27 protein-coding genes and 1 pseudogene are annotated in these 24,411 nt (G+C 60.7%); 6 read left to right on the top strand and 22 right to left on the bottom strand.

Features of this window, described 5'->3' with window-relative positions; genetic code table 11:
* Nucleotides 1-142 precede the first annotated feature (142 nt).
* The 4 genes from ACEUKI_RS00845 to ACEUKI_RS00830 form a co-directional block, all read right to left on the bottom strand.
* Nucleotides 143-499, bottom strand: a complete 357-nt coding sequence (locus tag ACEUKI_RS00845; protein ID WP_251847856.1) for a PLP-dependent transferase — start codon at nucleotides 497-499, stop codon at nucleotides 143-145.
* A gap of 164 nt (nucleotides 500-663) precedes the next feature.
* Nucleotides 664-918, bottom strand: coding sequence for an NIL domain-containing protein (locus ACEUKI_RS00840; protein WP_251847855.1), 255 nt, complete (start codon nucleotides 916-918; stop codon nucleotides 664-666).
* A gap of 600 nt (nucleotides 919-1,518) precedes the next feature.
* The gene (locus ACEUKI_RS00835; protein WP_251847854.1) at nucleotides 1,519-1,722 is read right to left on the bottom strand and encodes a hypothetical protein; all 204 of its coding nucleotides are present in this window, start codon (nucleotides 1,720-1,722) and stop codon (nucleotides 1,519-1,521) included.
* Between the two features lie 71 nt (nucleotides 1,723-1,793).
* Complete coding sequence (locus ACEUKI_RS00830) at nucleotides 1,794-2,180, bottom strand: zinc-binding dehydrogenase (protein ID WP_374156354.1); 387 nt, start codon at nucleotides 2,178-2,180, stop codon at nucleotides 1,794-1,796.
* 176 nt (nucleotides 2,181-2,356) lie between these two features.
* On the opposite strand from ACEUKI_RS00830, the gene ACEUKI_RS00825 reads away from it, so the two are divergent.
* Nucleotides 2,357-2,830, top strand: a complete 474-nt coding sequence (locus tag ACEUKI_RS00825) for an Rrf2 family transcriptional regulator (RefSeq protein WP_080786107.1) — start codon at nucleotides 2,357-2,359, stop codon at nucleotides 2,828-2,830.
* 110 nt (nucleotides 2,831-2,940) lie between these two features.
* Here the strand turns inward: ACEUKI_RS00825 and ACEUKI_RS00820 are convergent, their stop codons facing one another.
* The 6 genes from ACEUKI_RS00820 to ACEUKI_RS00795 all read right to left on the bottom strand — a co-directional run bounded on the left by ACEUKI_RS00820 (nucleotide 2,941) and on the right by ACEUKI_RS00795 (nucleotide 7,872).
* Nucleotides 2,941-3,192 (bottom strand): mycoredoxin, encoded by a 252-nt coding sequence (locus tag ACEUKI_RS00820; RefSeq protein ID WP_080786106.1) that lies wholly within the window; start codon nucleotides 3,190-3,192, stop codon nucleotides 2,941-2,943.
* Between the two features lie 251 nt (nucleotides 3,193-3,443).
* Nucleotides 3,444-4,676 (bottom strand): PLP-dependent aspartate aminotransferase family protein, encoded by a 1,233-nt coding sequence (locus tag ACEUKI_RS00815; RefSeq protein WP_080786105.1) that lies wholly within the window; start codon nucleotides 4,674-4,676, stop codon nucleotides 3,444-3,446.
* Nucleotides 4,677-4,805: 129 nt separating this feature from the next.
* Nucleotides 4,806-5,702 carry a cysteine ABC transporter substrate-binding protein gene (locus tag ACEUKI_RS00810; protein WP_080786104.1) on the bottom strand — a complete coding sequence of 299 codons (897 nt, stop codon included), beginning with the start codon at nucleotides 5,700-5,702 and terminating at the stop codon, nucleotides 4,806-4,808.
* 65 nt (nucleotides 5,703-5,767) lie between these two features.
* Entirely contained in the window at nucleotides 5,768-6,559 is a 792-nt protein-coding gene (locus tag ACEUKI_RS00805) for an amino acid ABC transporter ATP-binding protein (RefSeq protein ID WP_080786103.1), read from the bottom strand.
* Complete coding sequence (locus ACEUKI_RS00800; protein WP_080786102.1) at nucleotides 6,552-7,226, bottom strand: amino acid ABC transporter permease; 675 nt, start codon at nucleotides 7,224-7,226, stop codon at nucleotides 6,552-6,554. Before ACEUKI_RS00800 ends, ACEUKI_RS00805 begins: the two co-directional genes overlap by 8 nt.
* Nucleotides 7,213-7,872 carry an amino acid ABC transporter permease gene (locus ACEUKI_RS00795; RefSeq protein WP_007058318.1) on the bottom strand — a complete coding sequence of 220 codons (660 nt, stop codon included), beginning with the start codon at nucleotides 7,870-7,872 and terminating at the stop codon, nucleotides 7,213-7,215. The genes ACEUKI_RS00800 and ACEUKI_RS00795 overlap by 14 nt, the downstream gene beginning before the upstream one ends.
* 226 nt (nucleotides 7,873-8,098) lie before the next feature.
* On the opposite strand from ACEUKI_RS00795, the gene ACEUKI_RS00790 reads away from it, so the two are divergent.
* Nucleotides 8,099-8,749: an alpha/beta hydrolase gene (locus ACEUKI_RS00790; protein ID WP_115770391.1), complete on the top strand. Its 651-nt coding sequence runs from the start codon at nucleotides 8,099-8,101 to the stop codon at nucleotides 8,747-8,749.
* An 8-nt stretch (nucleotides 8,750-8,757) separates the two neighbouring features.
* Here ACEUKI_RS00790 and ACEUKI_RS00785 read toward each other — a convergent pair whose 3' ends face one another.
* A complete protein-coding gene (locus ACEUKI_RS00785; protein ID WP_374156353.1) occupies nucleotides 8,758-11,013 on the bottom strand; it encodes a GTP-binding protein in 2,256 nt (751 codons plus the stop codon).
* Nucleotides 11,014-11,159: 146 nt separating this feature from the next.
* Between ACEUKI_RS00785 and ACEUKI_RS00780 the strand changes: the two genes are divergently transcribed.
* Nucleotides 11,160-11,867: a PolC-type DNA polymerase III gene (locus ACEUKI_RS00780; RefSeq protein ID WP_080786100.1), complete on the top strand. Its 708-nt coding sequence runs from the start codon at nucleotides 11,160-11,162 to the stop codon at nucleotides 11,865-11,867.
* 1 nt (nucleotide 11,868) lies between these two features.
* Here ACEUKI_RS00780 and gmk read toward each other — a convergent pair whose 3' ends face one another.
* The 6 genes from gmk to efp form a co-directional block, all read right to left on the bottom strand.
* On the bottom strand, nucleotides 11,869-12,459 hold the full coding sequence (gene gmk, locus ACEUKI_RS00775) for a guanylate kinase (RefSeq protein WP_144169620.1): 591 nt from the start codon (nucleotides 12,457-12,459) through the stop codon (nucleotides 11,869-11,871).
* Between the two features lie 179 nt (nucleotides 12,460-12,638).
* Nucleotides 12,639-13,559, bottom strand: a complete 921-nt coding sequence (pyrF, locus tag ACEUKI_RS00770) for an orotidine-5'-phosphate decarboxylase (RefSeq protein WP_144169621.1) — start codon at nucleotides 13,557-13,559, stop codon at nucleotides 12,639-12,641.
* A complete protein-coding gene (carB, locus tag ACEUKI_RS00765; protein WP_144169622.1) occupies nucleotides 13,559-16,942 on the bottom strand; it encodes a carbamoyl-phosphate synthase large subunit in 3,384 nt (1,127 codons plus the stop codon). The genes pyrF and carB overlap by 1 nt, the downstream gene beginning before the upstream one ends.
* A 1-nt stretch (nucleotide 16,943) precedes the next feature.
* Entirely contained in the window at nucleotides 16,944-18,131 is a 1,188-nt protein-coding gene (gene carA, locus ACEUKI_RS00760; RefSeq protein ID WP_370739569.1) for a glutamine-hydrolyzing carbamoyl-phosphate synthase small subunit, read from the bottom strand.
* Nucleotides 18,132-18,356: 225 nt separating this feature from the next.
* On the bottom strand, nucleotides 18,357-18,929 hold the full coding sequence (nusB, locus tag ACEUKI_RS00755) for a transcription antitermination factor NusB (RefSeq protein ID WP_144169624.1): 573 nt from the start codon (nucleotides 18,927-18,929) through the stop codon (nucleotides 18,357-18,359).
* A gap of 54 nt (nucleotides 18,930-18,983) precedes the next feature.
* On the bottom strand, nucleotides 18,984-19,550 hold the full coding sequence (efp, locus tag ACEUKI_RS00750) for an elongation factor P (protein ID WP_144169625.1): 567 nt from the start codon (nucleotides 19,548-19,550) through the stop codon (nucleotides 18,984-18,986).
* 126 nt (nucleotides 19,551-19,676) lie between these two features.
* Between efp and ACEUKI_RS00745 the strand changes: the two are divergent.
* Both ACEUKI_RS00745 and ACEUKI_RS00740 read left to right on the top strand, forming a co-directional pair.
* Nucleotides 19,677-20,444: pseudogene (locus tag ACEUKI_RS00745) on the top strand (ATP-binding cassette domain-containing protein).
* On the top strand, nucleotides 20,441-21,073 hold the full coding sequence (locus tag ACEUKI_RS00740; RefSeq protein ID WP_144169626.1) for an ABC transporter permease: 633 nt from the start codon (nucleotides 20,441-20,443) through the stop codon (nucleotides 21,071-21,073). Before ACEUKI_RS00745 ends, ACEUKI_RS00740 begins: the two are co-directional and overlap by 4 nt.
* Nucleotides 21,074-21,149: 76 nt before the next feature.
* Here ACEUKI_RS00740 and ACEUKI_RS00735 read toward each other — a convergent pair whose 3' ends face one another.
* Entirely contained in the window at nucleotides 21,150-21,872 is a 723-nt protein-coding gene (locus tag ACEUKI_RS00735; protein ID WP_144169627.1) for a L,D-transpeptidase, read from the bottom strand.
* A 58-nt stretch (nucleotides 21,873-21,930) separates the two neighbouring features.
* Nucleotides 21,931-22,221 carry an ABC transporter ATPase gene (locus ACEUKI_RS00730; protein ID WP_115770395.1) on the bottom strand — a complete coding sequence of 97 codons (291 nt, stop codon included), beginning with the start codon at nucleotides 22,219-22,221 and terminating at the stop codon, nucleotides 21,931-21,933.
* Between ACEUKI_RS00730 and ACEUKI_RS00725 the strand changes: the two genes are divergently transcribed.
* Nucleotides 22,205-22,693 carry a TetR/AcrR family transcriptional regulator gene (locus tag ACEUKI_RS00725; protein ID WP_260847490.1) on the top strand — a complete coding sequence of 163 codons (489 nt, stop codon included), beginning with the start codon at nucleotides 22,205-22,207 and terminating at the stop codon, nucleotides 22,691-22,693. The two genes, ACEUKI_RS00730 and ACEUKI_RS00725, sit on opposite strands and share 17 nt — an antisense overlap.
* Nucleotides 22,694-22,762: 69 nt before the next feature.
* On the opposite strand, the gene ACEUKI_RS00720 is transcribed toward ACEUKI_RS00725, so the two are convergent.
* The 3 genes from ACEUKI_RS00720 to ACEUKI_RS00710 are packed head-to-tail and all read right to left on the bottom strand — an operon-like array spanning nucleotide 22,763 to nucleotide 24,230.
* Nucleotides 22,763-23,539 carry a methyltransferase domain-containing protein gene (locus ACEUKI_RS00720; protein WP_131212775.1) on the bottom strand — a complete coding sequence of 259 codons (777 nt, stop codon included), beginning with the start codon at nucleotides 23,537-23,539 and terminating at the stop codon, nucleotides 22,763-22,765.
* A 51-nt stretch (nucleotides 23,540-23,590) separates the two neighbouring features.
* Nucleotides 23,591-23,920 (bottom strand): DUF4432 family protein, encoded by a 330-nt coding sequence (locus ACEUKI_RS00715; RefSeq protein WP_115770398.1) that lies wholly within the window; start codon nucleotides 23,918-23,920, stop codon nucleotides 23,591-23,593.
* Nucleotides 23,862-24,230 (bottom strand): hypothetical protein, encoded by a 369-nt coding sequence (locus tag ACEUKI_RS00710; protein ID WP_186289917.1) that lies wholly within the window; start codon nucleotides 24,228-24,230, stop codon nucleotides 23,862-23,864. Before ACEUKI_RS00710 ends, ACEUKI_RS00715 begins: the two co-directional genes overlap by 59 nt.
* Nucleotides 24,231-24,411: the final 181 nt, after the last annotated feature.

Raw genomic sequence — 24,411 nt, 5'->3', positions numbered from 1 at the left:
ACGTCGAAACCGCCCTCGGCCTCGACTCGTGATTTCCATCGTATCAGCGTTCAAAACAAAGCGGTAGACATCGTACGCATATGTGTACAACTGTTCACTATGTGTGCATGCTGGCTTCTTATAAAGAATGTGCGGCATCCAATCAGTATGCTGCGGCGATGGCCTGATCGAGGTCTGCGATCAGGTCGTTGACATCTTCCAAACCTATGGATAGGCGAATCAGGTTGTCGCTGACGCCGGCGGCTATACGCGCTTCGGCCGGTACTTCGCGATGCGTGATGTGCGCGGGGTCGACGATAAGAGAGCGGGCATCACCGATGTTGGGCACGTAGCTGGACAGTTTGGTACCGTCGATGTCACCGCCCGCGAGCGCATCGCCGCGCGCCGCGTCACCCAGGTCGAATGCGGCCGAGGCATAGATTGGCGGCACAGCGGCACGGCCGTTATCCAGCGGCTCGTAGCCGGCGTGGATGGCTTGCGTTCGGAAATCAACGTCCATTAATCCTTCTTCCTCATGCCGCTCTATTGTGGCGGGCTCGACTCTATTCCCGAACTTGCAAGTCATGGTACGCGACACCGGCACATCGGTATCGCAATTGTCAATGCGCGCTTATAAGCAATGGCTATAGAATATCCGCCGAATGCCGGAACACACCAAGCTGCCTAGCCCTCTTTCAGCACCTCGGCCGCAATATTACGCTGCCTCAAATAATTCAAAGCCGCGTCAATCTGTGCCGGTTCACCATCGAAAATGGCCACGATGCCCCCTATCGGAGCATCCGCGACGATGTCGATATCTCCAAAGATTATGTTGACATCGATGCCGAACCCTTTAGTAATTTGCGACACCAACGCTTCAGAAACTTCCTTGGACACATATTGCATCCGGACCAATCGTTGGACTTCAGACAATCTCATCAAAGGGGAGTCCCCTTCCAGGAACTCTCGCACCTTACCCAGGTTCGACGTAGTATCCACATTCCGGCGCTTAGCAGACCGATGATGCAGATAGATACAGTTCTCTTATTAGAAAAGATTTTCATGATTTATTTCCCGATACAATGATCATCGGCACCGACATCCCCTCGGTACTGATGGTTGCTTCACCACAGAACCATTTCCATGGTGCTCTCAACTTAACATGAGTCTCTACGAAGAACACAGGCGTGGCTATATGGCTTGCCTATGGCACGTTATGCCATACGCTGACATGATGCACCTTGTATCGTTCACTTAAGTTTTCGTCTGCCGAATCTGTTTCTTAGCACATCCACAGACCCCATGAGCGTGCAAGGGCCCGGCACCCTACGATACCAGACCCTGCTTCAAAAGTGAAGCCAAAGGTAAACCTCAGCAGTCAGATCCAACGAGGTGAAAGTCAGTGGCGCCGCCTAGAAAATCACTCCGAAGCTAGCATAATCTTTCTGCTAAAACACAGCATACCGTCCCTCATCGGCCCCAATCTTCCACCAGACTGCCCAAACCAGGCTGGCCCAGCCGAGGGTCCTCTCTCTCCAATCACTCCATCACCCAGCTGATGTGGTAATGCCAGTCTGAAGGAACATCACCGATCACGTCCATCATCTGCTCGAAGTGCCCTCTGAGACCAAGAGACAACGCCGTCTGGTGGAAATGAATTACGGCAATGCCCAAATCGAGTTCCCTGATCGCTTCCTCTCCTGCCGCCAGGCCCTCTTTATGCTGCTCAAAGAAGTGGAACATGTTGTCATGGTTCTCTTTTCATATCTGGCGATAACGCATATCAAATCAGCAATCAGCGCAAAGACGCTCGGTCACTCCATCCGGATAACAACTTTGCCCTCCGGATGACCGGCCGCCACCAGCTCAAGCGCATCACGCACATCATCCAATGCAAAGCACCGGGAGTCAATCACAGGGCGCAGTTTCCGCCGCTCAACGATCTTGCTCACGCGGCGCAACTGGCTACCATCGGCACGCACGAACATGAAGCGATATTCCTTACCCTGTTTACGTGCCATACGGTCAAGCTTGGCCCCGGCGAGCGCGAACAGCGCGCGTTTGAACAGCGGCATGGAATAATCCTGGATAAGCTTGACAGCCTCGCTCAGATTGAGGAGATCAAGTGGGTTTACCGCAGCCGCCTGAATACGTACGAGCACTTGGCCTGGTGCCGGTGTAGGTTTCGGTACTTCGTGCACCTGTACATTCGAGATATCCCCGTAACTATAAATCTGGGCTGCCTTCGTAGTGAATCCTCTCGCCCGAATTATGTCTGCACACATCGGGATCCTGTTGTAATTTCAAAGATTACAACAAATATAGCGGTGTTATGCTGTAATGTCAATAGTTACATTGACTGCCGATGGGAGGACGCATGCAGATCAGCACCAGATGCTCAGTCGCCATCCACTGCCTCATCTTTATCTGCGAGGCCAATCGCGTGGGATCGGCCGAGAGCGGCGTGCGCGTCACCAGCGCGCTGCTCTCCGAAAGCACCGGGACGAACGCCGTCAGCATTCGTAACGCCTTGGGAGCGCTCAAACGCGCGGGGCTCATCACAGTGGCACGCGGAACCGGCGGTGCCGAACTTGCCCACACCCCCAAGGAAATCACTCTGCTCGATATCTATCAGGCAGTGGAATCCACAAACCTCGATGATGTGATCGGCATCCACGAGAGCGGGAATCACACATGCCCCGTGGCTCGGAATATCCACGACGTTCTCAAAGATACGTATGCTCCAGTGGCCAAAGCCATGTCGGATTCCATGAGGGAAGTTACGCTTGCCAATATGCTTGCCGACCACCGAAATCGCATTGGGGTCAAAGCCCAGCAATTGGAACAGTAGTGGGCACCGAAGCGTAAGCCCCCTACTCTCTGATCCACATAAACAGATAAGGCGTGCGCCATCAAGACCGATCGATGACGCACGCCTTATGCAGCTCAGACCACGGATTCCTAGTCCGTCAGTCCCCCCAGCTCCTGCAGCTTGTTCTTGATATCCACTGCAGAGGGTTCCACTTGGAACGAGCCGTCATCGTACCGCACCACCGGAATGTGCATCTGGCCGCTGATCTCCACGGCACGGTCGGCGGCACCTTCCTCTTCCTCGATGTTGTGCCAAGTGTATGCCGCGCCCAGTTTGTCGAGCGTGTTCTTTGCCTGGCGGCAGTCGCCGCACCATGTGGCACCGTAGACGTCGATGGCCATATCGGGTCCTTTCTTTGTTCCGCCGCGCTTGACTTTTACGCGGTGCACTATCAAACCGTATTCATCGTAACGGGGATGCTGTGATATCGCGGTTGGCATAATGCGGGCGGTCCGCTTAACCACCCCCCAGTCGGCTACGCCGACAGCCCTCTGCCAGCGGGGCGGAACCAGAGCATAAAAAAAGCGGCGTCGGTGTGGCACAACCGACGCCGCTCCCCAGGAATAGAAAAAATAGGCAGAAAAGTATTAGATCAGGCAAACACCCCCGAAGTCAGCTGTTGAAACACGTCGAAGTCGGCATGCCGATCGATGTAACGGGCGTAAGCGATATCGAACGCCTGGCCGAGATCTTCGATCAGATCGTTGGCGTCCTCGATGCCAACGGCGAGACGCACCAATTCATCGGTGATGCCGATCTTCAGACGCTCCTCGCGAGGCAGTTCGAAATGCGTCATACGACACGGCAGCTCGGCAAGAGACTCCACCGCACCCAACGACACAGCAAGACGGAACAGGTGCAGGTTGTTGAGCACGTCAGCCGGATCAACGCCAGGCACGACCTCGAAGCTCAACACGCCACCGGCCCCCTTGAGACCTTTGGCAGCCAGATGCTGGTCGCCTGCGCCGGGCAGACCCGGGTAATGCACCGCCTTAACCAGCGGATGCACCAGCAGGTAGCGGGCGATGGCATTGGCATTCTCCTGCTGACGATTCATGCGAAGGGCCAGCGTCTGAATGCCGCGGCGCACCGCGTCGCACTCAGCAGGAGCCAACACACCACCCAAACGGTTCTGCGCGAAGTACACGCGGTTCGCCAGATCCTCACCGGAAACGACCACCAGACCGGCGTTCACATCAGAATGACCGGCCAGATACTTGGTGGCGGAGTGAATCACCACATCGGCACCCAAAGCAAGCGGCTTCTGCAGATACGGGGTCACGAACGTGTTATCCACAATCGAAAGCGCCCCGAAACGGTGGGCCACCGTGGAGATGGCGCGCACGTCGTTCACCTTGAGTAGAGGATTGGTCAGGGTTTCAAAGTAGACGGCTTGGGCAGGCGCGATGCCGTTCGCGCGGTCGCCCTTGACGGCGGCCTCCAATGCTGCGATGTCCTGAGTGTCGACGGCCTCGACGATGATTCCCCAGCGAGTGAAGAACTCATTGAGCTGGGAATACGATCCGCCATAAATATTGTCACCGACCACGATGCGGTCGCCGGGCTTGAAAATGCTCAGTACCGCGTGAATCGCCGCGAGACCGGAGGCGAACGCAAAACCACGCGTTCCCTGCTCGAGCTGGGCGATCTGCTGTTCCAGGAAGTCACGTGTGGGATTGCCGCTGCGCGCATAGTCGTAACGGGGCATCGCGTCGACCCTCTCGAAAGCATATGTCGTTGAGTTGTAGATCGGCGGGTTCACAGCTCCGGTGTTATTATCGTCAACCGGCAGTCCGTGGACGAGCTGAGTATTGAATCCGGTCATTGCGCACCCCCTTAAAGTGTTGCGTCATCTGCGCGAAGCCGTTCCCCGCGCGGCACGATTACGACCTTAACGCAAAACGCCGGCCCGAAGGCCGGCGTTGCTATATGTGTTGGTTATGGACGGGTATAATCAGACCTCTCCGCCTTCTACCACGATGTCATCGGGGTTGACTTCGTTGCCGTAGGCCGGCTCCAGAGTCTCCTGGTAATCCTTGTGGAAGAAGTTGTCTTTGCCGAGCTTGACGATCTCGTCGTTCACGAAGTTCAGCAGTTCGGTGTTGCCCTTCTGCACGGCGGGCGCGATGGTGTCGTCGTCACCAAGGTGGGTGATGCCGACCTTGAAGCCCTTGTTGGACTTGGCCCAGGCGAGCACCTCGGTGTTGTCGGTGGAGAAGGCGTCGCCACGGCCGTCCAGCAGCGCGTTGTAGGCATCGGCGTACTGGTCGTACTTCTGCAGCTTGACGTTCGGCGCGTTCTTCTCGAACCAGGTTTCGGCGGTGGTGCCCTTGGCGATGATCAGGGTCTTGCCGTCGAGCTGGCTGACATCGGTGATCGGGGCGCTCTCCGGGGAGACCACACCAAGCGCCACCTTCATGTACGGCTTGGCGAAGTCGACCTTCTCCTTGCGCTCATCGGTGACGGTGAAGTTGGCGAGCACCAGATCGACCTTGTTGGAGGTGAGCACGTCCACACGGGCGGCCGGGTCGACCGACGTGTATTCCGACTCCACACCCAGATCCTTGGCCAGCTGTTCGGCGAAGTAGACGTCATAGCCCTGGTACTTGCCGTCCTTGTCCACGTAGCCGAATGGCGCCTTGTCGGAGAAGACGGCAATCTTGATCTTGCCGCTCTTCTTGATCTCGTCGAGGCTGCGGGCCTTGGCGCTGGAGCTGGTGCCCGTGTCGGAGGACTTCGCTTCGCTCGGGGTGCCTGCCGACGGACCGCATGCGGCCATGGACGCCGCCATTACCAATGCCGCGCCTGCGGCAATCAGTGCTTTGAATGATTTCCCAACCTTGATACTCATTGGGTTCTCCTTCTCTTGTTGTTATTGATATTTCTTCTCAAATACGTCGATATGGCACAATCGAATCACTCGAATTCGAAGGTGTGCAGGAACTGCTGCGCACGTTCGGTTTGCGGGTGTTCGAAGAACGCCTGCGCATCATACGATTCCTCGACGATGTGCCCGCCGTCCAGCAAGATGATGTGGTCGGCGATGGCTCGCGCGAACTGCATTTCGTGGGTGACGATAAGCATCGTCTGCCCGGACTTGGCCAGTTCGAGCACCACGTCGAGCACTTCACGCACCATTTCGGGGTCGAGAGCCGCCGTAATCTCATCGAGCAGCAGTACTTCCGGGTGCAGAATCAGCGCACGGCAAATGGCCACACGCTGGCGCTGACCGCCGGACAATTCGTGCGGACAAGAGTCCTTGCGATCGGCAAGTCCCACGCGGCCAAGCAACCGGATCGCTTCAGCCTCCACCTCGGACTTATCGCGTTTCTGCACGAGCACCGGCGCCATGGTGATGTTGCCAAGCACCGTTTTGTTCGGGAACAAATCGTAGCTTTGGAACACCATGCCGATACGCGTGCGCAGTTCACTGGACCGGTCGGATCGTCCGGCTCGTTCCGTGCCGGGCTTGCCGGCATCGATCACCTGATCGTTGATGGAAATCGTGCCGCCCTGAATCGGTTCCAGACCGGCGATGGTGCGCAGCAGCGTCGACTTGCCCGAGCCGGAAGGACCCAGCACCACGAGCACCGAACCATGCTCCACCTTGAAGGAGATGCCATCCAGCACCGGCTTGTCGGCATTCGCATACTGTTTGACCAGATGATTCACCTCGAAACCCTTGCAGGTCGTTTCGGGTTCAGTCATTCGACCACCTCTTTTCCAGTCGGCGGGCCACAATGGACAGCGGCCAGCACACGATGAAGTACATAAAGAAAATCACGCCATAAATCCACAAGGTTCCGGTCGGGAACTGGAATCGGTTCGCGTCGATAATCTGCTGGCCGACCTTGATGACCTCGACCACACCGAGCAGCACGGCCAATGATGTCGTTTTGACGATACGTGTCGCCAAGTTTACGGATGCCGGCAGCATACGGCGAACAGCCTGCGGCAGAATCACCCGAGAGAAGGTCTGCCACGGTCTCAACCCCAGTACGTAGCTCGATTCGTACTGCACTTTGGGAATCGACTGCAATGCGCCACGCACCAGATCGCCCAGCTCGGCGCCTCCCCACAGGATGAACACCAGCACGCAGGCACCGGTGGCATCGAGATTCCAATCGAACCATCGAGCAAAACCGTAGTAGGCAAGGAACAGCAACGCCAGCTGAGGCATAATGCGGATGAAGTCGAGGTAGATGCGCATCGCGGCCCGGATCACGGGATTCTTCAGCGTCATCAACCAGCCCACCAACAGGCCGACCGGGATGGACGCGCCTACGGATACGCCGGCTATCCACACGGTGACCCACAGGCCTTGCAACAGACGTGGGAATACGCCCGGCTGGAGTAGTATTTCAGCGCCGCTCATAATCGAATCTCCGCTCCAACCATGTGCCGAAGATGGAAATCGGCAGCAGAATCACCAGATAGGCCACGACCAGCATGAACAACGACTCATAGGTGCTGTAATACATGCCGATCAGATCCTTGGCCATGTACATCACGTCGGCGAGCGCAATGGCGGAGACGACGCTCGATTCCTTAAACAGGAAGATCACATTGGCCACTACGCCGGGAATGGCGGTGGACACTGCTTGCGGCAGAATGACTCGGGTGATGGTTTGCGTGGAAGTCAGTCCCAGCACGTACGCGGTTTCGCGCTGCACGTTGGGCACCGCTTCCAATCCGCCGCGCATTGCCTCGGCCATGTAGGAACCGCCCAAGAATCCAAGGCCGACTATCGCGCAGGTTTCGGCGGACCATACTACGCCGAGTTTGGGCAGACCGAAGTACAGAAAGTACAGCTGTACCAGCAATGGCGTATTGCGGCTGAGTTCGATGTAGATTCTCACGATTTGCCGGGCGACCGGGATACGCGCGATTTCCACGCCAGCGCAGACCAGACCCACCGCGATGGCAAGCAATATGCCAAACACGGATATGAATAAGGTCATCAATGTGCCGTTGACGAAGAAAGGCGCGTAACGCTGCACGAACGACCAATCGAATGTCATCGGGCGCGCTCCTTCCTTTGCTTCTCGTTTCTTCTCCTGCGCATAAACGGTCTTAGCCACCCATGTACGATTTCGGGGGCCGAACATACCTGTCCCCTGCCGTGTCATCGTAGAGTATCAGAACACGTGGCACGGCCGCTGCGCTATACGCATTACTTATGGGACGTTACTCGATGGGCGAACATCAGGGCATTATTGTCACCCAAACAGTGGATACACTGAGGCTATGAAGATCACCAAAGCTCTGACCCGCCTGACCGGTTCCGAAACCGCTCCGGTGTTCGTGCTGTTGCACGGCTGGGGTTCCAATGAATACGATTTGCCCGATCTGCTGAACTATTGCGGTGCCGGTTCGGCTGATTATGCCAGTTTGCAGGCATCCATCGCCTATGGCATGGGATATACATGGTTCGGTGCGTGGGCGCATGAAGGTGTGCCGGAGGGCGAATCATTAGACAAGCAGGCGGCTGAAGCCGCCCAAGCCATTGATGCATGGGTTGCGGAGCATATTCCCGCCACTCGACCGGTGGTTGCCATGGGATTCTCGCAGGGCGGCCTCTTGGCCGCGCATCTGCTGCGTTTCAATCCGAAGCGATATGCCGCAGCCGTCTCCTGCTCTGGATGGCTGGCACCGGGGTCCGTTGCGGGCGATGCCGAATTGGCTTCGTTGAAGCCGCCCGTATTCTACGGGCATGGCGCTGTGGACGACATCTTCCCGAAAGCCGATGTGACGGCGATGGGTGAGTTCTGGCGCGAGCACGGCACGTTGACCGAACAAGTGTATCCGGGCATGGCCCATTCGATCAATATGCCGGAAATGCGCGATATTCAACGGTTCTTGGAGACCAACGGATTCATTCGGCCGCAGATTTGGTAGTCACCACCTCACATGGCGTAGTCTACGTGGGCGAATTCGGGGACCTTGTACCATTTGACAGGGTAGCCGGCACCGTGGGCGCAGAAGACCGAGTCGGGGGTATTGTCCAGATCGGCTTCGGGATCGTAGGCGGCGGCTGCGATGACCTGTTCGGCGTCATGGCATGGCTTGTAGCCGCCGAAGGTGGCGGAGAAGCGGCCATGGCCGTGCGTGTACTGGTTCACGTCCATCGCATAGTCGCGCATTTCGGACACCGGCGCCTCGCCTTCGATCACGGCGTATTCGCCATCGGTGACCGGGGATTCGAAGGTGCCGGCCATGCGCTGGATGTCGCTCATGGCACGGCCGATCATGTCTGCGGGCACTTCGAGCCGGAACCGGTACCACGGTTCCAGCAGTCGGCAGTTGCCCTCCCCTGTGGTGTCCGGCCGGCTCTCGACCGTTGTCTCAGGTCGCCCGCTGACTCCCGCTCTGGCTTCCATGAGCCCTTGACGAATCGCACGATAGGTGGCTTGGCGGAAGTCGCCGCCTTCGGTATGCTTCAGATGCGCGCGGCCAGCCACCACAGTCATCTTGATATCGGTGAGCGGCGTGCCAACGAGCACACCGAGATGCTCACGCTCGGTCAGGTGGGTCAGAATCAGCCGTTGCCAATTGCGATCCAAATCGTTTTCGGACAGGGCCGAGGTCACCGTGATTCCACTGCCCGGCTCCCCCGGCTCCAGCAGAATATGAGCTTCGGCATAATGACGGAGCGGCTCAAAATGACCCGCACCTTCGACCGGCGCGGTGATGGTCTCGCGGTACAGGATGGAGCCGGGGCCAAACGACACATCCAGCCCGAACCGGTCGTGCAGCGTCTGCTGGATGATCTCCAGCTGGACCGCGCCCATCAATTGCACATGAATCTCGGCCAACCGCTCCACCCAGACCACATGCAGCAGTGGGTCTTCGTCTTCCAGCTCGCGCAATGCAGTGATGACCTTATGCAAGGTCAGATCATCGAACTGGGGACGGGCCGGCGAGTTCTTGTCCGTCTCTGCGTCTTGGCCGGCAGTGTCGTTCTCCTCATTGCGGCTGGTTCCCGATGTGGCGGCATCATGCTCGGCATCGTCCCGATTCACGCTGTCATGGCCGGCGCCACCGCGTTTGGCCGCTCCCGAGGTGCCGGCCGTATCGGATTCAGCTCCGGCGGGCAACACCGTGTAGGTCAACACGGGTTGCAGTGACGGTGATTCAGCGTCCGGTTCCGCTCCCAGCCCTTCGCCGGGGAAGGTCCGCGTCAGTCCGGTCACCGCACACACCGATCCGGCAGGCACCTCGGTGACCGTCTCGAATTTGGCGCCATTGTAGATGCGCACCTGATCGACTTTCTCGGACCATACCGTGCCATCATCCCCCTGTACCGGCGACGGTGCTGATGACGCCGAACACGAGGATGAAGAGACGATCTCCTTGGCTTTGAGCGCACCGCCGGTGACGCGCAGCCACGTCATACGGTTGTGCTGGCCGTCGTGGGCGATTTTGAACACGCGTGCGGCGAAGGCGGCCGGCCATTCACGTTCGCGGGTGAACGTCTCCAGCCCGTCCAGGAATTCCTCGACCCCTTCGAGCTTCAATGCCGAGCCGAAATATACAGGGAACAGCTCGCGTACGGCGATCATCGCTCGCAATCTGCCCACGGACAGCGCGCCATGTTCCAGATAGTCGTTCATCGCATCCTCGTCCAGGGTGGCGATGTCTTCGGCGAACGCGTCCAACGGTACCGCGCTGCCCTCAGTGGACTGTTCCATTGCCGGCAACGGATATATCGCATCGCTCAGGCGTTTGCGCAACTGTGCCAGAATGGCCTCGCGGGCGAATCCGGCGGCGTCGCACTTGTTGACGAAGATGAACGTCGGCACACCGTATCTGGCCAGCAGACGCCATAGTGTCTCGGTATGGCCTTGCACGCCATCCGTGCCGGAGACCACAAGAATCGCGTAATCAAGCACACGCATCACACGTTCGGTTTCGGCTGCGAAGTCCACGTGCCCCGGCGTATCCAGCAAGGTCAGACGCAGGTCGCCGTGTTCCACCAATGCCTGGTGCGCGAAAATCGTGATTCCTCGCGCCTTCTCCAAGGAATTGGTGTCCAGAAACGCATCGCCGTGATCCACTCGCCCCAATTTGCGAATCTCACCGGTACGGTAGAGCAGCGCCTCGGACAGCGTGGTCTTGCCCGCGTCCACATGCGCCACGATGCCTGCCACTATCTGTTTCATCAGCTGTGCTCCCTTCCCGATGCGCCGCGCAATTGCCGGCCGCCTAACCAATATATCCGAGAAAATCCGGGAGGGAATAATTTTACCGTCAGACCGGGCTGCCGGTACAATAAGTCACCGAACACCGACTGATATGAGGAGCCTCCGTGACCACTTCCGGCATTACCGTTTTCGGCCAACCATCCCAGCCCAATCATGGTGCCGGCGGGCGAATCGCCATGGACGATGCCCTCTTCCCCACCGATTACGTGGCGCTGGATCTGGAGACCACCGGCTTTTACCCGAACAGTTGCGCCATCACGGAAATCGGTGCCGTGCGCGTGCGGGAGGGGCATATCGTCGATCAATTCCAGCAGCTGGTGAATCCCTTGCGGCCGATTCCGCGTCAGATCACCACGCTGACCGGCATCACCGATGCGATGGTGGCCGACCTCGATCCGATTGGCGAGGTGCTTCCCCGATTCATCGCGTGGCTCGCTGCCCCGGCTGCCGGTCCCGCCGTTGAGCCGATCGTCGGTCATAACGTCAGCTTCGATCTGCGATTCCTGGATTACAACACCCGGCATATCGCCGGCTGCGGCTTTGCCTGCGCGGATTATGACACGATGCAGATCAGCCGCGCCCTGTTCCCCGCGCAGCGGCATCACCGTCTGGCCGACCTGATCGTACGCTTCGGCATCGCGGACAATGAGGAACACCGCGCATTAAGCGATGCCATCCAAACCCAGCAGTGCTTCGAATGGATGCGGCATTACGTCACCGAGCATCACGAAACCGAAGCAATCCGCTGGAAGCAGGCGCCGGCCAAAAACAGCACCGAAATCCTCCACCAGCAGTTGGTGGTAAAGCGGTAGTTTACAGCCCGTATTCCTTGGCGATGACGGACCAGAGGTCGGCGGCGGCCTGATCAACGGTTTCGTTGACGATGGTGACGTCGAATTCGCTTTCGGCGGCGAGCTCCACTTTGGCGGTTTCCAGGCGACGGGCCTGCTGTTCGGCGGTTTCGGTGCCGCGGCCGATCAGGCGGCGCTTGAGCTCTTCGAAGCTTGGCGGCGCGATGAACACGTACACCACTTCGAGGTCGAGTTCGGCGGCGCGCTGCTTGACGCGGCGGGCGCCCTGCAGGTCGATTTCCAGAATCGTGGGCACACCGGCGGCCAGACGCTCCTCCACAGGCTTCAACAAGGTGCCATAATGGGCCATGCCGTGCACCACTGCAGTTTCCAGGAACTCCCCCGCCGCTTCGCGGGCCAGGAACTCATCTTCAGTGAGGAACCAGTAGTTGACGCCATCAACCTCGCCGGGGCGCGGGACACGCGTGGTGGCGGAGACGGACACCCACACTTCGGGGTGGTCGGCGCGCAGCTTGGCTTCCACGGTGCCCTTACCTACTGCGGTGGGGCCAGTCAGGACGATTAGACGGCCGGCATGGGTGTTTTCAGTCATGGGTTCCTCCGGAGATGATGTGGTGTGCAGCGATTATGAATCCAATGTGGTAACGGCTCACCGGCGAGATGACCGGTAACTGCTACAGCCCCGACGAACAGGGAAGAACATGGATCGTGATGCGACGTACGCGATGAGATAGACACGTACGCATGCCGCACCATCCGATTCCGTTCTGATCACTGGTTTTCCGCGCCTTCGGCAGTGGCTTCCATCAGCGCCTGACGTACGTCAAGCGCAATCGACTCGGTAGCTTGGCTCAGTGCGGCGATATCCGGCCCATGCGAGGCGATGAAGCGGGACACGGTGACCAGTACGTTGCCGCGCGTACCACGGAACACGGTTTTCAGATCCTTGGCCTCGGCACCCTGCCAACCGTAACCGGGGGAAAGAATCGGACCGGTGAACTTGGAGGGACCCACGCCGGAATCCTGCATCCATTGGCCGATGGTGGCACCGATGATCAGACCCACCGAGCCCATGCCTTCGATATCCGCGTTATGCTTCTGCGCGGTGGAGGCGATGCCGTAGGCCACGGTACGTCCCTTGTAATCGCCGCTCTGGCGCAACGCGGTCTGCAGACTCATGCCTTCCGGGTTGGAGGTCAGGGAGGCGATGAACACGCCGCGTCCGTTTTCCAGCGCTTCGGTAATCAGGCCGTTCAACGAACGCGCGCCATAGTACGGCAGCAGCGTGATGGCGTCGGCCAGCAACGGTGCACCGGGCTTGAAATAGGCGTCTGCGATGGCGGAAATCGTGGTGGATAGGCCGCCGTGCAGGCAATCGACGATGGTGATGACGCCCATTTGTCGTGCCGCGTAGAGCACGCGCTCGAGCGCTTCGAAACCTTTGGCTCCGTAGCGCTCGAACATCGGCGTCTGGAATTTGACTGCTGCGGCGCGCCCGTTGGCGGCCTGCAGCATACGCATGGAGAAGAGTTCGGCGCCTTCGGCGTCGACGTTGTATCCCCAGTCGGTGAGGAGCTTGCGATGCGGGTCAACGCCCACACACAGCGGCCCGTATTTGGCCATTGAATTGCTTAATCGCAGACCGAAATCCGAACGTTGTGCCTGCAATTCCTCACTGCTGAGTGTAGTCATCAGAACTCCCGTCGCTCCAATTCGAACAGCTGCTTCGAATGCTCCTGAATGCTCATAATCTGATAATCATTATGCTTCACGGCCTCGATAGCGAGCAGTGCGGCCTGGAACTCGGTGATGGTGGTGAACTGCGGCAGATCGGCGGCAATGGCGGCGGCACGGATGGAGTAGCCGTCGGAACGGGAGCCGCGCGAGTTCGGCGTGTTGAGGATCATGTCGATCTTGCCTTCCTCGATGAGCTGAACCACGTTCTTGCCCACGGATCCGGCAGCGTGATGCACCTCGACCGGGGCTTCCGGATCGGTGTCCACGCGGGTGCTGATCTTGTCCACGATGTTCGACTCGATGCCGTAACGGCGAAGCACGGAGGCGGTGCCCTCGGTGGCCCAGAGCTTGAATCCAAGCTCCTCGAGACGAACGGCGATCAACGGCAGCTGACGCTTGTCGGTGTCGTTCACGGAGATGAACACGTTGCCGTGGGTCGGCAGGCCACCGTCGTAGGCAGCGAGCTGGCTCTTGGCGAAGGCGTGCGGGAAGTCACGGTCGAAGCCCATGACCTCACCGGTGGAACGCATCTCAGGTCCGAGCAGGATGTCGACGGTCTTGCCCACCGGGGTGCGGAAGCGCTTGAACGGCAGCACGGATTCCTTAACCGCGACCTGCTGGCCGGGGCGGATGTCGCCGCCGTCGCCCTTGGGCAGCAGCAGACCGTTGGCACGCTGATCGGCGATGGTTTCGCCGGCCATGATGCGGGCAGCGGCCTTGGCCAGTGCCACGCCGGTGGCCTTGGAGGCGAACGGCACGGTACGGGAGGCGCGCGGGTTGGCTTCGATCACGTACAGCGTGTTGGCCATGAAGGCGTACTGCACGTTGATCAGGCCCTGCACATGGCAGCCCTTGGCGATGGCGTAGGTGCCTTCACGCAGGCGACGAATCTGGTCGTCGGACAGGGTGGACGGAGGCAGGGTGCAGGCGGCGTCACCGGAGTGGACACCGGCCTCCTCGACGTGCTCCATAATGCCGCCGATGTACAGTTCCTCGCCGTCGAACAGTGCGTCGACGTCGATTTCGATGGCGTCTTGCAGGAACTTGTCGATGAGCAGCGGGGAGGGCAGGCGGCCGGAGACCACGGTATCGGCCTTGGCCTCGGCAAGTGCGCGGTCCACGTACTTGTTGAGCTGCTTGTCATCGTAGACGATTTCCATGCCACGGCCGCCGAGCACGTAGCTCGGGCGCACGAGCACCGGGTAACCGATGCGGTGGGCGGCTTCCTTGGCCTCTTCGAGGCTCAGGGCGGTGCCGTAACGCGGGGCGTTCATCTCCGCCTTCTTGAGCACTTCGCCGAACAGCTCACGGTTCTCGGCCAAGTCGATGGATTCCGGGGTGGTGCCGAGAATCGGCACGCCGGCGGCCTTCAGACGCGCGGCCAAGGACAGCGGGGTCTGGCCGCCGAGCTGGACGATGACGCCCTTGACCGGGCCCATCTTCTTCTCGGCCTCGTAGATCTCGAGCACGTCCTCGAAGGTGAGCGGCTCGAAGTAGAGGCGGTCGGACATGTCGTAATCGGTGGACACGGTCTCCGGGTTGCAGTTGACCATGACGGTGTCATAGTCCTTGCCAAGCTCCTGCACGGCGTGCACGCACGTGTAGTCGAACTCGATGCCCTGACCGATGCGGTTCGGGCCGGAGCCGAGGATGATCACAGCCTCGCGTTCGCGCGGGCGCAGCTCGGTTTCGTCGGCGTAGCAGCTGTAGTAGTACGGCGTGGCGGCGTCGAACTCGGCGGCGCAGGTGTCGACGGTCTTGTAGACCGGGCGCAGACCGTAGGTCCAGCGCAGTTCGCGGATGGTGTTCTCGCCTTCGTCGCCCAAACCACGCAGGTGGGCCACCTGCACGTCGGACAGACCGGCGAGCTTGGCCTTCTTGAGCAGCTTCGGGGTGAGGGTTTCGGCCTCGCGCACCGTCATGGCGGTCTCATTGATGAGGAAGATCTGCTTCAGGAACCACGGGTCGATCTTGGTGGCCGCGAACACCTGCTCCAGCGTGGCGCCGCCCCAGATGGCGCGCATGAGCTGCAGGTAACGGTGTTCGGTCGGGGTGTGGATGGCCTCAAGCAGTTCGGCCACTTCTTCGGCGGACGGCTTCTCGCCATCCCAATTGAAGCCCATGTGGCGCTTGTCGATGGAGCGCATGGCCTTGCCGAGGGACTCCTGGAAGTTGCCGGCCAGGGCCATGGCCTCGCCCACGGACTTCATGGAGGTGGTCAGGGTGGGGTCGGCGCCCGGGAACTTCTCGAAAGCGAAGCGCGGCACCTTGGTGACCACGTAGTCGATGGTCGGCTCGAAGGAGGCCGGCGTGGACTGGGTGATGTCGTTGCGAATCTCGTCGAGCGTGTAGCCGAGAGCCAGCTTGGTGGCGATCTTGGCGATCGGGAAGCCGGTGGCCTTGGAGGCCAGTGCGGAGGAACGGGAGACGCGCGGGTTCATCTCGATGACGATGATGCGGCCGGTGTCCGGACGAACGGCGAACTGGATGTTGCAGCCGCCGGTGTCCACGCCCACGCCACGGATGATGGCGATGCCGATGTCACGCAGCTTCTGGTATTCGCGGTCGGTCAGGGTGAAGCAGGGGGCCACGGTGATGGAGTCACCGGTGTGCACGCCGACCGGATCGACGTTCTCGATCGGGCAGACGACCACGACGTTGTCGTTGCGGTCGCGCATGAGCTCGAGCTCGAATTCCTTCCAGCCCTCGATGCCCTCTTCGATCAGGACTTCGTCGGTGGGCGAGTAATGGATGCCGGCGCCGGCGATGCGGTGCAGCTCCTCCTCGTTGTGGGCGATGCCGGAGCCCAGGCCGCCCATGGTGAAGCTCGGGCGCACGACCAGCGGGTAGCCGAACTTCTCGGCGATCTTGTCGACTTCCTCGATGCTGTGGGCGATGTCGGAGCGGGCGGATTCGGCGCCGGCCTCATCGACGACCTTCTTGAACAGTTCACGGTCCTCGCCACGGTCGATGGCTTCCAGGGAAGCACCGATCAGTTCGACGTTGTACTTCTTCAGGACGCCGGCCTCGCCCAGCGCCATGGCGGCGTTGAGTGCGGTCTGGCCGCCCAAGGTGGGCAGGAGCGCGTCGGGGCGTTCCTTGGCGATGATCTGCTCGAGGATCGGGGTAGCGATCGGCTCGATGTAGGTGGCGTCAGCCATCTCCGGGTCGGTCATGATGGTGGCCGGGTTGGAGTTGACGAGGATGACGCGGATGCCTTCCTCACGAAGGACGCGGCATGCCTGGGTGCCCGAGTAATCGAACTCCGCAGCCTGACCGATCACGATCGGGCCGGAGCCGATGACCATCACGGATTTGATGTCGGTGCGCTTCGGCATATCACTTACCTTCCTTGGAGTTGTTCTTCATAAGTTCGCAGAAACGGTCGAACAGGTAGGCCGCATCGTGCGGGCCTGCTGCGGCCTCCGGGTGGTACTGCACGGAGAATGCGGGGATGTCCACGCACTGCAGGCCTTCGACCACGTCGTCGTTCAGATCGATGTGGGAGACGAACACCTTGCCGTACTTGCCGTTTTCAAACGGCGCGTCGACCTGCTTGCCGATCGGGGCGTCGACCGCGAAGCCGTGGTTGTGGGCGGTGACCTCGACCTTGCCGGTGGTCAGATCCTTGACCGGCTGGTTGATGCCGCGGTGGCCGAACTTGAGCTTGTAGGTGCCGAAGCCGAGTGCGCGGCCGAGCAGCTGGTTGCCAAAGCAGATGCCGAAGAACGGGTAGCCGGCGTCAAGTACCTGGCGCAGCAGCTCGATTTCGGGACCGGCCTGTTCCGGGTCGCCCGGGCCGTTGGAGAAGAAGACGCCGTCCAGGTTCAGGTTCTCGATTTCGGCGAAGGTGATGGTGGAGGGCACCACGTGCACGCGGCAGCCGCGTTCGGCCATGCGGTGCGGGGTCATGCCCTTGATGCCGAGGTCCACAGCGGCCACGGTGTACAGCGGCTCCTTGCCTTCGTACTCGCCGCACGGCTCGACGGTGTAGGTCTCCTCGGTGGACACCTCGTCGTACAGGCTCAGACCCTGCATCTGCGGGGTGTTCTTGACGTCTTCGAGCAGCTGCTCGATGGTCTTGAGCGCGCCGGTGGCCTGATCGGTCAGGGCGTCGCCGGAGAAGATGCCGGCGCGCATCACGCCTGCGGAACGCAGGTGACGCACCAGCTTGCGGGTGTCGATGTGGCCCAGGCCGACGATGCCGTTCTTGGCGAGGTCGTCGTCCAGGCTGCCCTCGGCACGCCAGTTGCTCACGTTCGGAGAGGGATCACGCACGATGTATCCGGCAACCCAGATGCGGGAGGACTCAGGGTCTTCGCTGTTGACGCCGGTATCGCCGATGTGCGGGAACGTCTGCACAACGATCTGGCGATCGTAGCTCGGATCGGTGAGCGTCTCCTGGTATCCGGTCATACCGGTGGCGAAGACGATCTCACCGGTCGTCTCGCCGAGGGCGCCATACGGCTCCCCCACATATACCTGTCCGTCTTCCAAAACGAGGACTGCATCGTCCTTGTCATACATCGGAATTGCGATGGTCCCGGACTCGTTCTGGCTCACCAAAACCCCCTTATGTTTTTCGGGTATTCGTACCAAGGTTAACGGCCAGCGCAGACTCACACGCCGTTGGGCGCACAGTCTCACCCCGCTGGCGGGGCTGTCGGCAAGGTGCCGACTTGAGAATGTACGGCGGCACAAGTGTCCGCCCATGAAAAAGCCTCCCGAATGGGGAGGCTGAACAACAAATGACTAATCGACCGTCGGCTGAATCTCAGCGGACGGGGCAGCAGGCTCGTCGGATGCACCGGACGAATCGGGCGAATCGGAAACATCGCCCTCATCGGTCGGCTCGGATGCGGCGGCATCGGAATCGGACGATTCCTCATCGGCCTCTTCTGCCACGGACTCCGGTGCCGGTGCTGCGTTCTTGGCGATGCACACCGCAGACAGCAGGCCATGGATGAAAGCGGGCGAATCGTCATCGCACAGGGTCTTGGCCAATGCCAGAGCCTCGTCGATGGCGACCTTGTCCGGCACATCATCGTTGAACAGAATCTCCCAAGCGGCGATACGCAGAATGTTGCGATCGACCACGCCCATACGGCGGACCTTCCAACCCGTGGAGTGTTCGTCCAGGGTCATGTCGATCTGACGACGGTGCTCGGCCACGCCCTTGACGATTTCAATGGCATAGTCGGAAAGCGGGGTCTGGGCACCGGGATGTGCGATGCGCTCGTCAAGCAGGGAGAGAATATCCTGGCTTTTTTCGTCGGCTTCGTACAGGGTGTTCAGAGCCCTTTTGCGCGCGGTGGAACGTGCCATACTGCTGCTGTCCTAGTCCTTTATACGGTCGGTGGTCTGTTGAGGATGCGGAGATCAGTTGTTCTCGCGGCCGGTGTAGGAACCGTCCTCGGTGTTGATCTTGACGCGGTCGCCCTCATTGATGAACAGCGGGACCTGAATCTCGGCTCCGGTCTCAACGTTGGCCGGCTTGGTGCCGGCGTTGGAGCGGTTGCCCTGCAGGCCCGGCTCGGTGTGGGTGATGGTCAGGACCACGGAGCCCGGCAGATCGATGCTCAGCGGGGTGCCGTCGTGGAAGGAGACCAGGCAGTCGGTGCCTTCGAGCAGGAACTTGGCCTTGTCGCCCACGAGGGTCTTCGGAACCATGATCTGATCGTAGGTGGTCATGTCCATGAACACGAAGTTGTCGCCGTCCTCGTAGGAGTACTGGAGAGTGCGGTTGTCCACGGTCTCGAATTCCATCTTCATGCCCGCGTTGAAGGTCTTGTCGACGATCTTGCCGGAGAGCACGTTCTTGATGGTGGTGCGCACGAAGGCGGGGCCCTTGCCCGGCTTGACGTGCTGGAACTTCATGACGGTCCACAGCTGCCCGTCGAGGTTCAGGACGGATCCGTTCTTGATGTCGTTAGTAGTCTGTGCCACGTTATTCACCTATTTCAAATTCAAACTAGCTTAGGCAAAGCCCAAAAATTGCCTCGGCTATTATGCCACACCGGGTATACAGGAAGTGAACGCTGGGGTTTCCCACGTGACCCCCGACTAGACTGGATGAATATGCGATCCTTCTTCGAAGCCGTATCCGTGTCCTGCGTCGTCCCCGCGCAATCGCCGGCGGACGGCGAACGCACGGTGTTCGACAACCTGTCCTTCAGCATGGAACGCGGCGAGATCGTCGATCTGGTGGGACCGTCCGGCTCCGGCAAGTCGAGTCTGTTGACCGCGTGCGCCCGGCTCAACCCGCATGCGCACGGCGCGTTCGCCCTTGAAGGCAAGGGCAGCGGCGAGTTCACGCCGCAGCAGTGGCGGCGGGATGTTGCCTACCCGCCGCAGAAGCCGATTCTGACAGGCATGAACGTGGCCGAGGCGATCCGCCTGCCCTAGACGCTCGCGATTCGCGGCAAGGGCGGCAAGGCCGAGCAGTTGTTGCCCGACGAGCGCATCCGCACGACGTTGGACGCGATGGGCTGCGAGGACATCAATCTGGAGCGCGCCCCGCACGACCTGTCCGGCGGCCAGGCGGCCCGCGTGGCCCTGGCCCGCACACTGCTCACCGATCCGAAGGTGCTGCTGGCCGACGAGGTAGATGCCGGTCTCGACGACGACAACGTGGCCAAGGTGGCTACGATCATGGCGGATGCCGCCACACGCGGCATGACGATCATCCGCATCCGCCACCGTCCGCCGGACGGACGGGCCACCCGCACGCTGACGCTGGACAAGGGGCGGCTGACCGAACGCGAGATGACGGATTCGGCGGCGCAGGACGCGAACGCGGTGCCTGCCGGCGCCGATGAAAATGAGGAGACGCAGGCATGAGCGGCGATCTGGGCAATTCCTACAACATCGATATCTGGGGTCTGCTCATCGCGCTGGGCATGGTGGCCGTGGCGGCCATCATCAGCGAACTGATGCACATGTGCATCGGCAAGACCCTGATGTGGTCGTCGTGCCGCGCATTGGTGCAGCTGTGCGCCACGGGCTTCATCATCGGCTACGTGATCCGGTCGAACAGCGTGTGGATGGTGTTCGCCCTGATGGCGGTCATGCTGGTGGCGGCCGTGCAGATCGTGATGTCCCGCGCACGCGGCATCCCCAAGGGCCTTGCCGGACCGATCTTCCTGAGCCTGGTCATCACCATGCTGCTGATGCTGGCGCTGGGAGCGACCCCGTGGGAGTCGGCCCGCCCGTCCATCGTCTCATCGATTCGCCTGGGCCTGCTGCCCACCACCGCCTCGCTGGCGTCCAGCGGCATCGTGACGATCCCGGGCATGATGGCCGGTCAGGTGATCGCCGGCGGCGACCCGCTCAACGCCGCCAAGTACCAGTTCGTGGTCCTCGACGCCATCGCCGCGCTGACCCTGCTGGCCGACGGCCTGATCATGGTCATGATCTACCGCACCTGCTTCACCGCCGACGACCAATACCGCCCGCCCGAAGCGCGCTAATCAGCTAAGCTCCCTCTGATAAGCTCCCTCTGACGAGGGAGCTGTCGAGCGCAACGAGACTGAGGGAGAGACCACTCTACGCGATGGTGACCAGCGTGCCGTCCGGCACCTGGTCATAGAACCATTGCGCGTCGGCCACGGTCAGGCGCACGCAGCCGTGCGAGGCGGGCTGGCCGAGTTTGGCACCCTCCTCCGGCAGATAGTCGCCGAAGGCCTCGCCGGTCGGCACCGAGTGGAACAGGTACGAACCGTAGAACTGCACCCAATAGTCGGCGCCCATGCCTTCTTCGGCATTGTAGAAGTGTTCGCCGCGCGTATCGATGGTGTACGAGCCGTGCGGGGTGGCGTCGCCGACGCCGGTGCTGGCGATCATCGTATAGATGGTCTGGCCACCGGACTTGACGTACACCCGTTGTTTGGCGAGACTGACCTCCACGCTCAGGTCGGAGTACTGGGATAGGTCGGGCTGTTTGCCGGTCGGCCCCTTCCAGTCCACGCTTTGCGCGGCTTTGTCATCGCCGTTCTGCGCGTTCTGCGTCTTCCGCAACGCGCCCTGTTTGCCGCTATCGGGAACCTGCTTGCGGGTAACGGCCGTGGGCTCGTTCGCCGCTGCGGTTGCGGCGGTGGCTGCCCCGGCGGCGGATGCGGTGTCGGCCCGCGGCCAGCTGCGTTGCGCCGCCGCGGTCTCGACTCCGGCGCCGATCAGGCAGAACAGGATACAGCAGGCGACCACTCCGCGCCGAATCACGTAGACCCGATCGCGACTCCAATTCACGTTCAACGTCGGCAGCCTCACCATATGCCTCTTCTCACCACAAAGACCATTCGAGTCGATTGTAAACAGGCATTGCGACGCCCTACGCCTCGGTTTCAGCCGTGATCTCGACTGCAGGAACGGCATCGTCCGGAGAATCTTCGCCCGACGCCGGCACCGTCCAGCGCCGCCGCAGCAGCACCCACAGGCCGATGATCATGGTCACCGCACCAAGCCCGATGCCGAACAGTCCCGAGGATTGCGCCGCGTGCGCGGTTCCCTGGGATTCCAAAAGCACGTCCTGCGTGACCACCAGCGAGAGCATCGCGTCGATGAAGGTCACGAACTTGACCGACGAGTCGATGGGGTTGTGCGTTTTGTGCGCAATAACCATACCGCGAATCGCAATCAAGAAGAACCCGCAACTTACGCAACAGACGGTCAAGCGCCTCAAGGAGGCGTTCCGGAAGCTGTACGGGACCAAGCCGATCGAGAAGATCTCGGTGCGTCAGATCACCGAGCTCGCCGGCTACAACCACGCCACGTTCTACCTGTATTTCTCGTCCGTGCGCGCCGAGGAGACCGCCTGGCCGTTCCTGCAGCCGATCCTGTTCCCCGGCGAGCCGGATATCGGCTCCATCGCCGATCCGGCCGAACGCAAACGCCGCATCCTCCTGAAGCAGTTCTACGTTTCCGGCATCATCGGCACGTTCCGAGCCGCACTGAACGGCTCGATCATGACCGACCCCACCGAAATCGGGCACTTCGTCTCCGAAAAACTGCTCCCCCGCATCGCGCCGCATATGCAAATGCCATCGCAATCGGAAACAGCGCAGCAGCCAGCGGCATCACCGCAAGCCCAGTAGCGAGGTCAACCCACAGCTGGCGGCGCGGGAAACAGGTCGCGCCGCCCAGTACGCGAATCCGGCGAGCCTCTACCGAGTAGCGAGGAAGAAGAAGCGCGGGAACGGGAAGATGATGCTGCCGTCCGACTGCGTGGGGTATTCCTCGCGGACTTGGGCGAACACTTCGGCCTCGAACTTCTTACGGCCGGCGTCGCCAAGCGCCTGCAGATACGGACGCATGCCGGTGCCGCGATACCAGTCCATAATCGCCTCATGCGAGGGCAGCGTGTGCATGTACGTGACCTTCCATATGCGGAAGGCGCTGGCATGCGCATGCAGCAGCTCCCAGTATTCGGGCGGCGTGAGGTTGTAGAACTCGCGTTGCTGCGGCAGCTTGTCCGCGAACGCAGGCGAGTGCACGATACCGCCGATGATGCGGTGGATCGGCTCCTCATAGTTCATCGGCGTCTGCACGGCCAGCACTCCCCCGACCCTGAGCCGGGCGAGCAGACCGGGAATCAGATGCGGATGGTCCGGCACCCATTGGATGCAGGCGTTGGAGAAGACCACGTCGAAGTCGGCCGGCAAATCGTTCAGCTGCGTGGACACGTCGCACAGCTGGAAATCGATGTCGGGATAGGTGTTGCGCGCCACCTCGATCATGTCCGGCGAGCTGTCGACGCCGAGAATCTTGGCATGGGGATAGCGCTCGCGCAGCACGGCCGTGCTGTTGCCCGGCCCGCAGCCGATATCCAGCACGCGCGTGACGCTGCCGTCGTCCGGCGGCAGCTGCATCGCCAGATCACGCGCCGGCTGCGTGCGCTCCCGTTTGAATCGCAGATACTGTTCCGAATCCCAGGTAACCATGCTCCCCACGCTAATCAGCCGTTCACATATCGACCGATATTATCTCATAATTCAGCCGAGCAGGGCGTCACGGCGGGCGATAAGCGCGTCAATCGCCGCCTCGCCTTCGATGACGGTGAAGGTCAGGGACTTGCGTTCGCTGGCCTGCGGGGCGATGGTGTGCAGGTCGCCGCGCTGCTCGTGCCAGCCGCGGCCGTGGACGCTGGAGTTCGAGGGCTCGAGGCCGACCACGTAGTCGCCCGCCCCCATCGACTTCCATTCCATGAAGTACGGGAAGAGGCTGACGTCGAAGTCCAGACGGACGCCGAGTCCGAGCTTGCGGTTAACCACGGCGGCGAAGCTGCGGCCATTCTCGTCGGCGGCGAGCTCGTGCAGGTACACGCTTTCGGGGAGGTTCGTCGCGGAAGGATTCGTTGGTCACCTCATCCTCGACCGTGATCGACGGCCGGCCGTACACGCTGGTGATTGTGCGACGCAGTACGAGGTTCTCGCCGCGGTATTCGAACTGGCAGACGTCGAGGGCGCGGTCGGCCATGGACACGAAGCGCAACGGACCGTTCTTCACCTCGATGGCCTTGAGGCCGTGGGCTCGGCCTTCCTGGTATTCGATCGGGCGCACGTAGGCGGCCTGCTGAAGGCTGCCCATATGGGCCAGCATGTCGGCTCGCGTGCTGTGTTCTGTGGATGTCATCGTCGTCACCGATCCTTGCATGTATCGGTTTGTTGTCCGTGTGCACATCATACTGTAAGCGTTTTCCGCAATTGTCGCTATCAACAACGCATACGCATGCCGATGAGCCAGATCAGAGAACGACGTAAGTACAACGAAGGCTCCCCTGAGGGGAGCCTTCCATCGTGATATACGTCACGCA

Source organism: Bifidobacterium sp. 2450 (assembly GCF_041900695.1).
Lineage (GTDB): Bacteria > Actinomycetota > Actinomycetes > Actinomycetales > Bifidobacteriaceae > Bifidobacterium > Bifidobacterium longum.
Note: the sequence above shows the minus strand (reverse complement) of the source record. Positions and strands in the feature narration are given on the sequence as shown.